The sequence below is a fragment of the Paenibacillus sp. Y859 genome, assembly GCF_056786405.1.
In genome coordinates this window covers 55786-72238 of sequence record NZ_JBXCIZ010000016.1, presented here as the reverse complement: position 1 = coordinate 72238, position 16453 = coordinate 55786, and the positions used below count along the sequence as shown (strand labels likewise).

Here is a 16453-nt window from a genome sequence, read left to right as displayed (position 1 = left end):
CACAGCTTTGACAGACTCATATTTATTGAAAAAGGCACCTTTCCAGTTGTTTGATGGTAATTGGCCATTCTGTCTCATTTCTTCAACGATGTACCAATAGGCATCTTTTTCTTTCTGTTGGGCAAGGAAAAAGTTGAAGACGAACCTTGAACAACCGATGGTCTTATGAATGAGTTCTGCTTGTTTTTTGTTTGGATAGATACGAAATTTGTATGCTTTATGTACTAACATGAGTCATACCTCCATCATATCGAGAACATTTGTTCTATTATATCATATGGAGGAAGGATTTGGCTATCACCAACCGAAGTTCATCCCCCACCTACTCATTGAGCTTCGCCCTTCACATTCATTGAGGTGGAAGTCTTCTTTCGGAAAATAATAAATGAAATGAAGTGAAATAACATGTCTTTGAACTCAAAATTACAAAAGTTACCACTCATGATTAGCAACTCCCTACTATTAATAGCTAAATTATGCCTTCTTCGTTATTTCTACTTCGGAGAACTGACCGGAGCAGGACTGTTAGCAGATACGTTCTCCGTTCTCGTGTTCATGAGCTTACTGGAACTCTTCCTCCCAATAAAAGCAAAACGTCTCACCTATTGGAGTATTAATGTCCTATTCTCTATCATGCTCTTTGCAGCTACATTGTACCAGGCTCATTTCGGTTCAGTCCCTACGTACACGACGCTCAAAGAATTGGGACAAGTGGGTCAAATACGTTCTAGCATCCAATCTTTGATAAAAGCTACTTATTTCCTATTCTTTACTGATCTTGTCATCGCCCTAATCTTAGCGCTCGTTAGCTTCATTCGTCCTCATCGGAGCAGGTATGTGCATAGCATAGGCCCTATATTTAGTTCCACTCTTCATCGTAAAAGAGGGAAATTGAAGTGGAGAATCGCTACTACGCTGACCTTGGTAATAAGCATCAGTTGTTCAAGTCTTATTATTAACCGTTCCCTTGGGATCGATAATGAACTTGTCCAGGCTGAGAACCTCGGATTTCTAAATTACCAAGTAGCTGCGGCCCTGAAGAATAAGCAAGAGGATGTATTGATTAATAATGGGGATCTTCAGAAGACAATAGCAGAAGTGAAGGCTTTACAGTCAACCTACCCTTATCGGGAAGATGACTCTAAAGCACCTGCACATTTCGGTTCCGCTAAGGGAATGAATATCATCGTTGTACAATTGGAGTCCTTTCAGAACTTCCCCATCCATTTGAATCTGGATCAACAGGAGGTTACTCCTGTCCTGAATAAGTTGGCAAAGGAAAGCTATTACTTCCCCTATTTCTATCAGCAAATCGGACAAGGGAACACATCGGATGCCGAATTTATGTCTAATACGTCCATCTATCCAACTGGAAACGTCGCGATGTCTTCTGGGTTTGGGAACAGAGAGCTACCAAGCCTTCCAAGATTACTAAGTCAATTACAATATAAAACAGCAACGTTCCATATCAATGATGTGACATTTTGGAGTCGTAACTTGTTGTATCCTGCTCTTGGCTTCGACCGTTATTATGATAAACCTTTCTATACCAATGATCATTTCAATGATTTCGGCGCTTCAGATGAGGAGATGTACCGTGTCGGTATGGAGAAGATCAAGGAGATCTCGGCTGCTAATAAGCCTTTCTATGCGCAATTCGTCACAACGTCCAGTCATGCGCCCTTTGTCATTCCTAAAGATCAACGGAAGCTACAACTCCCTGGTGATATGGAAGGGACACAGTTGGGCAATTACTTAACCGCTGTGAACTATACGGATGAAGCGCTAGGTAAACTTATCGAGCAATTGAAGGAGAATGGACTGTGGGATAATACTGTTCTTGTCGCCTATGGTGATCACTTTGGCATTAATCCGAAGGAGACAGATGGGGCGGAGATTACAGCAAAACTGGGTATTCCTTATGATAATCGGATCAGTCGCTTTAACATTCCCCTCCTAATTCATGTTCCCAATCAAAAGGAGGGTCTCGTTGTTGAGCTTACAGGCGGACAGCTCGATATTGTGCCAACAGTGGCCAATCTTATGGGAATATCGCTTGAAGAGGAACATTTCACCGCATTCGGACGCGATCTTTTGAATACGGATCATAATATTTTTGGGATGCGCTACTACTCCCCAACAGGTTCATTCTTCAATAACGATGTCATGTTCGTTCCAGGTGCTGGTTTTGAGGATGGAACTGCCTATTCATTAAAGACCTTTGAACCTGTTAATGATGTGGAAGTCTATCGTACCGATTATGATTATGTCATGTCACTCATGAAGTTATCTGATATATATGCTCAATTGTTACCTAAACGTTCCCCGTGATGCTACTTGAAAATTAAAGAGACTCATCATCTGTTCGCACCTCCGTGCGTTGTTCATGTCTATATTCTGTCGGTGTGACGTTGAAGCATTTACGAAACACCTGTGTAAAATGCTTCACATCCTGGTACGATGCCAATCTATGCACTTTTCGATCGATGGGTATATATATTTCAAAAGAAGCAGCTTGTTCCTCTATCAATGAGGAACAAGCTGCTTTTTTATTTTATCATTTACTATTACATATATCATAACCAAATTGCAATTCAACTTCATTCTAGTTCAAAAGCGCCCGTATAGAGCTGATAATACTTACCTTTTTCACTAATTAATTTCTCATGGTTACCTCGCTCGATGATTTGCCCATGTTCAAGTACCATAATGGCATCGGAATTTCGCACAGTGGACAGTCTATGCGCGATAACAAATACGGTTCGGCCTTGCATCAGTCTATCCATCCCTCTTTGAACAATCGCCTCGGTACGCGTATCAATACTTGAGGTCGCTTCATCAAGAATCATGACAGGTGGATCGGCAATCGCTGCTCTCGCAATCGCTAGAAGCTGTCTCTGCCCTTGGGATAACCGTCCTCCATCACCAGCAAGCTCCGTATTGTAGCCATCCGGTAGCTTCGATATGAACTCATCCGCATTAGCAAGACGCGCGGCTGTGTACACTTCCTCATCTGTAGCATCTAACTTACTATAACGTATATTGTCCATGACCGTTCCACTGAACAAGTGCGTATCCTGTAGTACAACACCTAGCGAGCGGCGAAGATCATCTTTCTTAATGTGGTTAATGTTAATACCATCATAGCTAATTTTGCCATCAGCAATATCATAGAAGCGATTGATCAAATTGGTGATCGTCGTTTTCCCAGCACCCGTAGAACCGACAAAAGCAACCTTCTGTCCAGGTTCGGCATATAGTGAAATATGAGACAGTACCGGTGTGGCCGCTGTATATCCGAAATTCACATCATGGAATCGCACATCACCCATCAATTGGGTAAAGGTGGCCGTTCCATCTTCATGCGGATTCTTCCACGCCCAAATCCCCGTATGTTCTGCTACTTCAATTAACGTATTCCCCTCATATTTGGCATTAACCAGCGTAACGTAACCTTCATCCCCTTCCGATTCCTCATCCATGAGTTGAAAGATTCTCTCCGCTCCGGCAAGTGCCATAACAATAGAGTTGACCTGCTGCGAAACTTGACTGATCGGCATACTGAAGCTTCTACTTAATTGTAAAAAGGATGCGATGGCCCCAATCGTCAATCCACCGACACCACTAATAGCTAATGCACCACCAACGATGGCCAGCAGTACATATTGCAAATGCCCTAGGTTACCCATAATCGGCATCAATATGTTAGCGAACTTGTTCGCTTCTGTCGCATTGTTACATAATTCATCGTTGAGCACATCGAATTGTTGTTTTGCCTTTTCCTCGTGACAGAACACCTTGACAACCTTTTGACCATTCATCATTTCTTCAATATATCCGTTTAAATGTCCCATCGATTGTTGTTGCTTCATAAAGTACTTAGCACTATTCCCACCAATCTTCTTGACCACAAACATCATAACGAACACCATTACTATGACAACCAGAGTCAAATAAACACTCGTCGAAAGCATAGCGAAAAATACAGCAATAATCGTTACGACAGAGGATATCACCTGCGGAATACTCTGTGAGATCATTTGTCTGAGCGTATCGGTATCATTCGTATAATGGCTCATGACGTTACCATGAGAATGAGTATCGAAATACTTGATAGGCAGACTCTGCATATGTGAGAACATCTCATCACGAATCTTCTTGAGTACACCTTGTGCAATGACGACCATCAATCTATTGTATATGAATGTCGCTATGACACCAGCTAGATAGATTGCCCCCATGATAAGTATCGCTTGCAAGAGCCCCGCAAAGAGAGGATTCGCCTCAAGCAGGAGAGGAGCAATATAATCATCAATCACCACTCTAAGAAACATTGATCCTGCTACACCAGCAAGAGAGCTTACAAGAATACAGACGAGGACGAAAGTAAACGGTATCTTGTATTGACCCGTTACATAAGATAATAGACGTTTAATTGCTACGCGATTACTTTGGGTCTTATGCGGTTTCAACGCTATCCCCCCCTTTCACTTGTAAGTAGTACATCTCTTGATAAATAGCATTACTTCGCAAAAGTTCATCATGGGTTCCGATAGCATTCATTCTACCGCCATCCATCACAATGATCTTATCCGCATCTTGAATAGAGGAAACCCGCTGCGCGATAATGAGCTTCGTCGTATTCGGGATATCATTCCGGAACGCTTGCTTGATCAGTGTATCTGTCTTCGTATCAACCGCACTTGTCGAATCATCAAGAATTAGAATCTTCGGTTTCTTCAAAAGAGCTCTTGCGATACATAGACGCTGCTTCTGCCCACCCGATACGTTAGAACCCCCTTGTTCAATGTAAGTGTCATATCCCTCAGGGAAAGCGCGGATGAAGTCATCGGCCTGAGCCAATTGACATACAGTAACAAGTTCCTCATCCGTTGCTTCTTCACAGCCCCAGCGTAGATTCTCTTTGATCGTACCGGAGAATAAAATATTGTTCTGCAACACCATGGCAACATCGTTACGTAGCGTTTCAATGTCATAGTTCCGAACATCTATACCGCCTACCATAACAGAGCCCTCCGTCGTATCGTACAGGCGAGGAATCAACTGTACTAGGCTTGTTTTGGAACTCCCTGTCCCTCCGATAATACCGACCGTTTCACCTGATTTAATCTCGATATTGATATTTTCCAGACTTAACTTATTAGGGTCCTTCGTATAACTAAAGTTCACATCGTTAAATGAAATCTCACCGCTTCTCACTTCATTCACAGGATGGTCCACATTGTGTAGATCGCTTTTCTCATCTAAAAGTTCAACAATTCTTTCCGCTGAAGCTCGTGAAATCGTAATCATAACGAATACCATGGATAGCATCATAAGGCTCATCAGTATTTGCATAGCATAAGCGATTAAGCTTACCAATTCGCCCGTGGTCATTGTATTAGATACGATCATTCTCGCACCGAACCATGAGATTAGAAGAATACAGGAGTAGACAGATACCTGCATTAACGGACTGTTAAATGCTAATAGCTTCTCGGCCTTCGAGAAATCTTTAAAGATGCTATTGGATACCTTGTTGAACTTGTCCTTCTCATGATCTTCACGTACATAAGATTTAACAACCCGAATCCCGCTCAGATTTTCTTGGACTGCATTGTTCAGCTTATCGTAAGTGCGAAATACCCGTTCAAAGATCGGATGAGCATTTCTAATAATCAACCATAATCCTAGAGCCAGAAATGGAATTAATACAAGGAAGATAAGTGAAATTCTTGCGTTAATTCCAAAGGCCATAATCAACGAAAATACGAGCATAACCGGAGAACGTACCGCAATTCGTATAATGACTTGATAGGCATTCTGCACGTTCGTTACATCCGTTGTGAGTCTCGTAACCATACTTGAAGTCGAGAATTTATCCATATTGAAAAATGAAAACCTTTGTATATTATGGTACATATCCTGACGCAGATTACTGGCATAACCCGCCGATGCTATAGCAGCATATTTACCCGATAATACACCGAATATCAAAGATATAATAGCAGAAAGAACTAAGGCTATGCCCAATTTCCATATCACGCTCATATTACCTTCGTCGATTCCAAAATCAATTAAAAAGGCCATCAACAGCGGAATAATAACTTCCATTACCACTTCTAGTACCATATAAACAGGTGTGAGAATGGAAGCCTTTTTGTACTGCCTTATACTGCCTGCTAGTTTTCTAATCATGTAGCTTGCCCCCATATAAATGATAGCTTCTATTCAATATTATTTTTAATCTTCTTCACAATGGTTAAAAAGCTACTGATTTCCTCCTTTGTTAGGCCTCTCGAGAGTTGCGCTTCGATTCGTTTAATGTCTTCTTCAATGATCTCGCGTATCTCGATAGCTCTAGGTGTGAGTGTTAATTTCTTGAGTCTTGCATCATAGTCAACTGAAGTCCTCACAATGAGTTTATTCTTCTCCATAAGCTGCAGTATACCCGTAGCCGTCGATCGTCGAATAGAGAACTCGTTCTCTAAATCGCGTTGAAATATATCCTCTTCACGATGTTCATATAAGTAGCCAATCACCCAGCCATGTGTCCCCGTAAGCTCATCTACATACTTTTTAGTGGCTGACTGATCAACAAATCGTTTTATTATATTGGATAGTATTCTAATCTCGAACCCAATCGTATCATTCTGATCCATAGTAGCCTCCTTATATTGTTAGGACACTAACATTATCTTGGTTAGGGTTTATTTTGTCAATGATTATTGCATGAACCAGAAACTCAAAATAGCAGATCAAGGATCACTCCCTTGACCTGCTATTTTGAGTCGAACCAGTCAATTCTCAGAAATTTAAGCATTTCATCAGAACATCGATCTACTTTTGGAACAATATAACTATAATATACAACAACTGATTGCTCTGTTGGTAGCTATTAATTAATTTAAGAGTCACCCTGCTTTCCTAGTCAACATTACTTGAGAACCTTAATATTCTGATTACCGTAGTAGGCGTATTCCAGGTTCACCTTTTTCTAACGGAACCAGGCGACACTATTCTATAAAAAAACACTAATATAAAAGTTTAACGGAACTACAGGCCTCTATATGCAGATAAATGGTCCAATTCAAGAGATAAAGGATAAATAAGGTCGCTCAGTTCCCTTAGAATTTCAAAAGTGACGTTTCCGACAAAATAAGGTCCTCTACTTCCGTTAGAATCCTCACGAGAATCCCACACTTCCAAAAGCAAAAAAAAACTAACCTACCACACCCAATTAGGGTATACGGTAGGTTAGTTTGCTTATCTTTTATCCGAATAATTGGTTATTTATTATAGCTTGATAAATTGACCTGTCGCCTGGGATTCGAATGCAGCCAGAATGACTTGCAAGGATTTCAGACCTTCTTCTCCAGAGATCGTAGGAGGCGTGTTCGTTACAATGGATTCTACAAAAGCATCGATGACGCCACTTGGCACTTGCTTCTCATTCGTTGACATAGCACCAACTTTGTAAGTTTCAACTGTACCGTTGGTAAGTTCCACGATCACTTCGTCGCCGTCTACGGTACCAATCTTCATCACACCATGCTCACACCATAGCACAGTACTGTTGTCTCCACCTTTGTATTGCGTCCAGCTTGCAACCAATGTTCCGATTGCACCGCTTCTCATACGGAGAAGGCAAGTTGCGTTATCGTCTACTTCTGTACCTTCTTTGTGCAATGTACCGATAAAACCAGCTACTTCAGCTACTTCATCATTCAATAAATAACGGATAAAGTCTGATTTGTGTACGCCGAGATCGCCCATAGCACCCATGATTGCTTCTTCTTTGCGGAAGAACCAGCTGCTTGCACCGTCTACACTCCAGGCTTCTGGACCAGGGTGACCAAATGCTGTACGGAAATTAAGAACTTTACCTAGCTTACCGGAGTCTAGAATTTCTTTGGCCTTCACGTGAGGAGGCATCAAACGCTGATTGTGTCCTACCATCAGGTACACGCCGTTCTTACGAGCAGCTTCAATCATTTGCTCTCCCTCTTCAGTTGTACAAGCCATTGGTTTCTCAACCAAGACATGCTTGCCTGCATTAGCAGCCGCAACAGCCATTGAAGCATGGAGGTAGTTCGGTGTACATACGCTAACCGCGTCTACTTCTTCATTAGCCAGTAATTCCTCGAAGCTAGCATATCCTTTACCACCATAAGTTTCAGCCATTTTGTTCGCACGTTCGATGATAGGATCTGCAAAAGCAACTAGTTCTACGTGTTCGTTAGCAGCGTACTCTGGAATATGTCTACGTTCGGCAATAGCGCCACAGCCGAATACGGCAACTTTAATTTTTGTCATGTTAGTAATCTCCTCTGAGTGAATGTTTTATAGTTCGAGTTCAAAAAGTCAGATTTTCAGCACCAAGAAGATTGAATGAAGCTAGGGACGTAAGGAGCGGAGCTACACGTTTTCGTAGAAAACGACCTCGGAAGGCTACGCTTGCAGTACCTACGTGAGCACCTAAAATGTTTTCGAAGGAAACATACTTCGAAAGCATACGCTAGGACCAGCTGAATTCAATATTCGATGTCGAATACACTTCTCGGTAAGCTTCGTGATCAAAAGATGACCTTTTGAACAACCTATTGTTTGAGTTAGTTTAAATAATTCTGTTTGAGCCAGTTATAGCTATTCGTTATACTTTCAAGCGGTGGGTTCTGACATACGTCCTGCTCGACGATCAGCCATTTCACTCCCGCTTTCGCAGAAGCTTCAATAACAGCTGGCAGATTCACTGAGCCTTGTCCTAATTCTAGCGTCTTCATCTGTCCCTGCTCGTCTATGCTGAAATCTTTTAGATGAAGAAGTGGTAGACGACCTGCATATTTGTTAATATACTCAATCGAATTTTTACCTGCGAATTGTACCCAACACACGTCCATCTCCACTTGAACCGCTGCTGGTGTTGTTTCATTGAACATAGCATCAAATGCGTTATGATCTCCAACTTGGTCATGAAATTCAAAATCATGATTGTGATAACCAAACGTCAATCCATGCTTATTTACCTCAGCACCTATTTCTTGCAACTCAGAGAATAACTTGCTCCACTCTTCACTGCTCTGAGGACGATCTTCAGGCATTAGATAAGGACATATCATAAACTCTGCACCGATAGTTTGCAAGTAATTGATCTCTTTGTGCAAATCATTACGCATAGCTTGAAGTGAAACATGACTACTGAATCCTTTCAGACCCAACTCATCAAGCAGCGATTTCAATTCTTCGGCAGGAATATCTCCATAACCAGCAAATTCAACACCTTGATAACCAAGTGCCGCCACTTTACGAAGCGTGCCTTCGAAATCTACTGCTGTTTCATCACGGAGAGTGTACAGTTGCAACCCTATATTAATCTTGTTCATAATAACAAGCACCTCAATCTGATTAAATTTATGCTAATTCGCTCTTATATCATTCTAGGGCAATTCAGGCTAAAATGAACATATACAATATCGGCAAAACATGAACTATTTGCTCAACATCAATTAGGAGGATTAACCCTGTGGACACATCTCTGCTTCTCTGTGATTACTCATATCACTATAAATCATTTAACCACAATCTGAAGGGTGGATTACAGAACTACCTTTTCCGCTTGCAAACAGAAGGCTCTTGCGAAGTGATTTCAGGCGGTAAAATATATACCCTGGTCGGCGGTGATCTGCTTCTGCTTCAGCCAGGTGATGATTACCAACTAACCGTGAAAGATCCACCTACTAAGGGACGCTTATCTAGCGGAGATTACTATTTGTTCTGCCAAGGTTCCTGGATTGATGCCTGGTGGAAACGGCAGGACCGTCCAGTGACTAACCGAATTGGCACCGATGCTCAGCTGATTAGCTTATGGCGCAACCTTCTGCTAGAGAAACGACGCGGTTCACTCGAAGAAGATGAAGAACTGAAGGATGTGCTGTTACGCAGCCTTTGTCTATATATTGATAGAGCCATTACCGAGAATATTCAGACGGATCGAAAAGGTTCAGCGACACTGAAGCTCAAGCGATTCATTGAAGAGCATGCCACGATTACCTTCAAACTCGAAGAAGCTGCCAGCTATGCGGGTCTCAGTCTATCTCGAGCAGTAAGGCTATTCAAGGAACATTATGGAAAAACAATGATTCAATATGCAATTGAAATCCGCCTCAAATCTGCTGTAGAACAAATTAGGTACAGCGAATTGACACTGGAGCATATTGCCGAGACTTGCGGCTTCGCCAGCTACTCTTATTTTCACCGGGTATTCCGAATGCACTTCGGCATATCTCCATTAGAGTATCGTTCATTACATCCACTGCCTAAATTAGAATATTTCTGACTAGCTCAACGCCTTAACCAATCCTTTAACATCCAACCCGTCTGTGGCAAAAGCTCTCCGCACCAGCTCAGGTGGAATGAACTCATCGTATTTCCCTAAATACGGCGCTTCATCTGGGGATAGGAGAGATATGGGATCCTCGCAGCTGCCGGATTCCGCTATGATATGTTCTAGAAGAGTGTCCGCGTTGGTTTTACCCGCTACTACCATATAATACGGCTCCATAGGAACGATAGACCGTAGATTCAGCTTATCCTTCAGGTTGTTCTTAATTAACCGTTCCAAGGTACGGAATTGCTTACTTCCGACCCAAGGCATAATGAAGAAGGAATCGCCCCCTGCTGGAATGACAGAACTACGTAACATTCCACTTTCTCTTACAAGACGGCGAGCTCGTTCGAGCCGATTCACTGCATTAGGCGCTAAATAGGAGTAGATGGAACCATCTTCCAATATCTCACGCATCTTCTGCACAACACGGGTGTGCACATCGCCTCCAGCCCCCAACCAAAGCGTGTCCACCTTTCCACGTGATGATTTCACATAGACGGCTTGATGCTTCGTGTCTACTTCTTCTACTTTCCAGAGTTTACCTGCTAGGGTGAAACAATAACCCGGTGGTGGAACTGTCGTTATGGAGCCTATTTCTTCCGTACCATTATATACGACATGTTCCTCATCGTCTTTGAACACAGCATAGAAACGGAAATTGTTCACGATCCGCTCACCCATTAACCCAATAATTAGAGTCCCTACTTCTGTCCGTTGGATGTGGTCCGTCTGCAGTAAATAGTTCAGGAGTATCTTATAGTCATCTGGTTGAATCTGTTTAAAAGAAGGTAATGTAAGCACTGCTCTTGCGAGTTCCGCCGGCTCTGCTTCGCCTAAACTCTTGAGCGTACTCATCGTTTGATGATAGAGCAGACCCATGGGCATTTGACGAACATGTAAGGGCTCGACCCATCTCTCTCGAACGTATAGCTCAATCACCGCTATAGCCCGTAGCAACATCCATGGCATTCGAGCTGGAAGTTGTGCTTCTTCATCCTCTTCTTCTGGGCATACAAACAGCATTTCCGAAGCTGCGCTACCCCGGCGTCCTGATCGCCCCAACCTTTGGACGAAACTCGAACTGCTATAAGGTGCTCCGAGTTGAACTACTCGTTCCAATTCTCCGAGATCGATGCCTAACTCAAGTGTTAATGTTGCTGCCGCAACGGCAGGTCCATAGCCTGTACGAAGTGCGGCCTCTGCTTCTTCACGCAGCATCGCGGATATACTTCCATGATGCACGTAGAATACATCGGGTTCATGGCGTTTTGCTGCGATACGCCGAAGCTCTAGCGTCATTAACTCCGCATCTGAACGGCTATTGGTGAATACTAGCGCTTTCTTATGATGTGTATGATCGTAAATATAGTCATGATATGCTTGTTTCGCATATTCCAACATCTTAGCCTCTTCTTCATTCCGCGCATCAGGAAACGAGAAATGCTCCACACTCAACTTCAGCTTCCGTCCCCCCTGTGGAGATACGATCTCCGTCCGCTTGTCTGTGCCCGCGCTAATCCATTCCGTTGCTGAATCATAGTCACTGAGCGTTGCCGACAAACCAATTCTTCGTGGCGTACAGTAGGCCATTCGCTCGATTCTAGCAAGCTGGCATAACACTTGAATGCCACGATCTGATCCCATGAATGCATGTACTTCATCAATAATGATGTATCTCAGATCATGGAATAAGGCTGGAATTGCGTTCGGTCTGTTCATGAGAAGCCCTTCGAGAGATTCAGGCGTAATCTGAAGTACACCGGAAGGCTTCTTCATAAGCTTCGTCTTCTCTGCCTGGGGGACATCCCCATGCCAATGCCATACTGGTATTTCAGCCTCTTGAAGCAGCTCATTTAATCGTTCAAATTGATCATTGATCAACGCCTTAAGTGGGCTAATATACAGAATCCCTACGGATTTAGATGGCCTTTCATGTAACTCTGTCAACGCTGGGAAAAAGACGGCTTCCGTCTTACCAGAGGCCGTCCCCGAAGCAATAAGTAGATGATGCGGTGTATCGAAAAGAACACGGCAAGCTTCTACTTGTGCTTCACGTAATTCATCCCATCTTTTGCGATATATGAATTCCTGAATAAACGGGGCTAGTCTATAGAATGGATTATCGCTCATAATTCGAACTCCGCGAGGAAGTCATTCACTTCATCCGGATCAGCCGCGGCGGGTGCCACATGTCTTTCACCAAGTAGATCCTCATATGTCTTCTCTGGATTCTGATGGAGCGTATTAAGTAAATCCATGAAATCCCGTACAATTTCACGTGTCGTGAGTAGTTCATCCGCTCCCAATCGACCGACCGCAAGCTCCATAAATTGTACTAGTTGTAGATCGTTCAATGACGACTCATAACTATAGTGCATCGCATGAATATTACTCAGCTTCTGCAATAGAATCAGGATTTCTTCATGGGATAACATGTTCAAACGGAGCATCGGTCCCGTGTAATTCTTCAAGCCCTCTGCTCCATACCGTCCTTCTACCAACCGTGATCTAAGTGCTTCATAACTAAATAATCCTCGCCGTGGATCCTCTACAAATTGAGGCGTTCCACCCAAAAATATACCTAGATGCTCTGCTTTACCTTGCATCGTATCATTGAACATCATGAGCAGCTTCTCATAGTTGCTCTGGCGGGAAATACTGTTCGTTATTTTGTACAAGTTAACCCCTTCGTCAATGAACAGTAATAAGCCTTTGTAACCGATACGGGCTACGAACTCCGACCACAGCTTCATATAGTCGTACCAGTTACTATCATCGATAATAACTCCGACATCTATCGATCTACGGGCCTCGGTCTTCGTCGGGTATTCCCCACGTAGCCAGCGAAGTGCAGCCTGTTTACCTTCATCGTCTGCTAACTTATAACTGTTCCAATAGGCTGCTAATACCTTGGCGAAGTCGAAACCATGGACCATATTCTGCATCTCTGTTGTGATAGCGAATATCCGTAGCTCCACTTCCTGATTCAGCGCAAGATCATTCGGTCGAAGACCCAACTCCTTCATGGCTGTCTGCTGAATCGAAGAAATCCATTTCTGCAAAATCACTTCAAGCGCTCCACCATCTGGACGAGTACGTGTGGAAAGATTGGTCATCAGTTCACGATACGTCGCTAACCCTTGTCCCTTCGTTCCAACCAAGCGTCGCTCAGGCGATAGATCAGCGTCTGCCACAACAAACTCTCGATCCATAGCATAATTTCGGATCATTTGTAACAGAAAGCTCTTCCCGCTTCCATATCGTCCAGTAATAAGCTTGAACGTGGCTCCCCCTTCGGAGACATTATCCATATCACGTAGAATCGCTTCAATTTCATATTTGCGCCCGACAGCGATATGCTCCAGTCCAATTCTTGGTACTACACCTGCGGTTAATGAATTTACAAGCGCAGTTGTCATTCTTTTGGGAATTTTCAATTCACTCATGTTATTCACCTCTTCACTCTTCTCTGACTAGAGTAGTCAACATAGGCACATAGTCTTCCATCAATTCATCACCATCGATCATTAAGTCACCTATCGTATCCATCGCAAGTTCATTAATGTCATCTAGTAGTAATTCTGGCATCGTTCCTACTTCATTGGCGATATCCATTAGTCCTGAAAGACCTTGTCCTTGTTTCAGTATATAGAGTGCCTCCAACTGAGTTACACTCAGTGCGTCCGCAAGTTGCATCCACTCTTCTGGTAATCCAGTGACGTCCCATGTCACGAGGGGGGCGATAGGCTTACAGTTATGGTCAACTTCTTCTACACTCTCTGTAGCAAGCCGCGTGGATTCTGCCTCTTGTTGTTCAGGAACATGCTCTACTTCGTTATCGAGATTCTGAGCAACCTTTAGTCTCGCTTGCTCTTCTGGTTGCTCGTCCCCTTCATCTATATTCACCGTCAATATATCCCGAACGAACTCCGAATCACGCTGAATCCGCGCGAGCTTCTCCTCATCAATCACGACGACGGGACCAAGTACTTCTGAGCTAGTTGTTACCTTCAGCATACGATCCATGTAGCGAGAGACCAACGTTTCAATCTCCGCTTCCAGCTCAATGCCCCGAAGCCTTCCTTTGAAATTCATATGTTCTCGAAGCTTATTCTCCGTCAGCCGAATCAAATGGGTGATGTACTCCCTGAGGGGGGCATGCTGACTGAGCTTGGTCACACTTACAACGGTCGATCTACCATAGAGTGACTCATCATACGTTGCACTAAGGAAGAGTGGTCTTTCCTTACCCACAGGTGACCCCGGATAGAATATTTCAATGAGACGTAACCCCTGTTGTTTCGCTAAATAAGCATCAACAAGTGCTAATACTTTAGGGGCATATTCATTCAGGGGTATATCCCCGCCACCGATGTAAAACTTACTCTTACGCACATCAACATCCGCCAAGCGTACTAACAGAGAGAACGGAATGTCTAACGGTTCAGTATTGAATCTATGCATCAACTCTAATTCCAGTACGTCACCAGACAGCTCATTCGGCACAGATTGAAACACATCCTGATGGGGAATGGGAATCTGATGTACCAGAGTAAAGTCCGTAATCCATTCTAGCATGTAGGTCGTAAGCTTGGGATGGTGTTCTCGATAAGCCAACCATACATCCACCATAAGTTGATAGCCATCCATTGGATCCTTCCAACCAATACCATTAATCAACTCATACACATAAAGAAAAATATAAGACAGACTACTATCGGGGTAACGCTGCTCTCGCACTTCGCTTCTCCAATAGAAATACCATCTCGATTGCGATCCTGTCATACTATCATAAGTAGGCCAATAGTTCATAAACGGTACAAATACAACCTCTGTACCCACTTGATCCTCTAACTGTTTTGCCCTCTTGGTGAAACGATGTTCATTCTTGCTGAGGACACCTCGAAGTGAAGTAAGCTCTTTCGATGAGATAGGAGCTTGAATTGGAAGCTGCTTAGGTTCGAGCTCAAGTCTCGCCTCCCTCCGCGGAATCGCCATACCCCTCTCAGTACGCTCTTCCACCAATTCCATCTCTGTCATATGAAGAGGGACCGATTCCTCCTGAATCATTGATGGTCTTTCCATCCTTCTGTAGGGTCGTGGCAATTCTTTTCTAGGCTGGCTAGGGTTATATATGACGTATTGAGCTACGGTATAATCATTGATCTTTAACAAATTCATATGGGCAGTAGAGACATAAGATTGTGCTATATAATCCGCTTCGGAGTAAATAGCCAACTTGAGCCGTGACTTCATCTTCTTCAATTGCTTATATATTTGAGTCGTGCTGCTCTTCGTTAGGTCATCCGGTTCAAGCATGAGAATGATATCAAAAGACATCCTCTCTACCTGCTGTTGCTTAGCTACACTTGGCGTAGAAATAATTACTCCGCTCAAAAGTATCTCTTGAATGATCTTATCCTTGCCACCCACCATAAGCCACATAGCGTCTAATGTACGCCAACTCTCTTTCAGCTTGTCCAGTAAAGTCTTCTTACCTATTACAAGAATTCGGGTTTCCGGATCATTCTTCACCATATCATTCATAAACAAACGTAATTGTTCTGCATGATGTAATGCTCCACCTCTAACGCCGCCGTTCAAACCCCATTTGGCCAAAAATTGTAGATGCTCATAGATGGGGAGAGCCCCTCCATATGGCCATACCAAATCTGGAAAGACAATACTGCTCCATGCTCCCTGCATTCTCTCACTTCCACGAGCAATAATCTCTGATGCCGTTAGATGATAAGGCCTGTCCAATAGGGCTCCATGAATAGTTCTTCCCATGGGACCGACTCCTGCTTGTCTGAGTGTGTCTACAGCTACATAACCAAGGGGAACAGGTACTAGTGAACCATCTGGCTTGATACTCCGCGATACTTCGGCAGCCTGAATCCGCTGTGAACCTACCGTTAATACAGGTACGGCGTATGCCTGACCCACACCATTCCTCACTTCCGTATATCCTTCGAGTACTAGTTCGGCCTCATGATACGTTCGGTGAATGTCAGTAAGTTGTTCATCTTCCCGGTTATCATTCATAGTACAAGCCCCCCTTCCCTA

Annotated in this window: 12 protein-coding genes; 2 read left to right on the top strand and 10 right to left on the bottom strand. The window is 43.4% G+C overall.

The features are described 5' to 3' along the window. On the bottom strand, positions 1–231 hold a 231-nt coding region (locus AC1TO8_RS21580), incomplete at its 3' end, for a helix-turn-helix domain-containing protein (protein ID WP_482057662.1). Between the two features lie 174 nt (positions 232–405). Here AC1TO8_RS21580 and AC1TO8_RS21575 point away from each other — a divergent pair. Then, positions 406–2331, top strand: coding sequence for an LTA synthase family protein (locus tag AC1TO8_RS21575; protein ID WP_482057661.1), 1926 nt, complete (start codon positions 406–408; stop codon positions 2329–2331). Positions 2332–2344: 13 nt separating this feature from the next. On the opposite strand, the gene AC1TO8_RS21570 is transcribed toward AC1TO8_RS21575, so the two are convergent. The 6 genes from AC1TO8_RS21570 to AC1TO8_RS21545 form a co-directional block, all read right to left on the bottom strand. After that, a complete protein-coding gene (locus tag AC1TO8_RS21570; RefSeq protein ID WP_482057660.1) occupies positions 2345–2530 on the bottom strand; it encodes a hypothetical protein in 186 nt (61 codons plus the stop codon). Positions 2531–2600: 70 nt separating this feature from the next. Further along, entirely contained in the window at positions 2601–4472 is a 1872-nt protein-coding gene (locus AC1TO8_RS21565) for an ABC transporter ATP-binding protein (RefSeq protein WP_482057659.1), read from the bottom strand. After that, the gene (locus AC1TO8_RS21560) at positions 4459–6198 is read right to left on the bottom strand and encodes an ABC transporter ATP-binding protein (RefSeq protein ID WP_482057658.1); all 1740 of its coding nucleotides are present in this window, start codon (positions 6196–6198) and stop codon (positions 4459–4461) included. The genes AC1TO8_RS21565 and AC1TO8_RS21560 overlap by 14 nt, the downstream gene beginning before the upstream one ends. A gap of 29 nt (positions 6199–6227) precedes the next feature. Continuing rightward, positions 6228–6662, bottom strand: coding sequence for a MarR family winged helix-turn-helix transcriptional regulator (locus AC1TO8_RS21555; protein ID WP_482057657.1), 435 nt, complete (start codon positions 6660–6662; stop codon positions 6228–6230). Between the two features lie 634 nt (positions 6663–7296). Next, the gene (locus AC1TO8_RS21550) at positions 7297–8316 is read right to left on the bottom strand and encodes a Gfo/Idh/MocA family protein (RefSeq protein WP_482057656.1); all 1020 of its coding nucleotides are present in this window, start codon (positions 8314–8316) and stop codon (positions 7297–7299) included. A gap of 296 nt (positions 8317–8612) precedes the next feature. After that, positions 8613–9383: a sugar phosphate isomerase/epimerase family protein gene (locus AC1TO8_RS21545; RefSeq protein ID WP_482057655.1), complete on the bottom strand. Its 771-nt coding sequence runs from the start codon at positions 9381–9383 to the stop codon at positions 8613–8615. 140 nt (positions 9384–9523) lie between these two features. Here AC1TO8_RS21545 and AC1TO8_RS21540 point away from each other — a divergent pair, with 140 nt between their 5' ends. Continuing rightward, positions 9524–10336, top strand: coding sequence for an AraC family transcriptional regulator (locus AC1TO8_RS21540; protein ID WP_482057654.1), 813 nt, complete (start codon positions 9524–9526; stop codon positions 10334–10336). On the opposite strand, the gene AC1TO8_RS21535 is transcribed toward AC1TO8_RS21540, so the two are convergent. From AC1TO8_RS21535 to AC1TO8_RS21525, 3 genes are read right to left on the bottom strand one after another with little or no spacing between them, the layout of a single operon-like run. Then, positions 10337–12517 (bottom strand): DEAD/DEAH box helicase, encoded by a 2181-nt coding sequence (locus tag AC1TO8_RS21535; RefSeq protein WP_482057653.1) that lies wholly within the window; start codon positions 12515–12517, stop codon positions 10337–10339. Continuing rightward, positions 12514–13833 carry an ATP-binding protein gene (locus AC1TO8_RS21530; protein ID WP_482057652.1) on the bottom strand — a complete coding sequence of 440 codons (1320 nt, stop codon included), beginning with the start codon at positions 13831–13833 and terminating at the stop codon, positions 12514–12516. The genes AC1TO8_RS21535 and AC1TO8_RS21530 overlap by 4 nt, the downstream gene beginning before the upstream one ends. Before the next feature lie 13 nt (positions 13834–13846). After that, positions 13847–16432: a TerB N-terminal domain-containing protein gene (locus AC1TO8_RS21525; RefSeq protein WP_482057651.1), complete on the bottom strand. Its 2586-nt coding sequence runs from the start codon at positions 16430–16432 to the stop codon at positions 13847–13849. Positions 16433–16453: the final 21 nt, after the last annotated feature.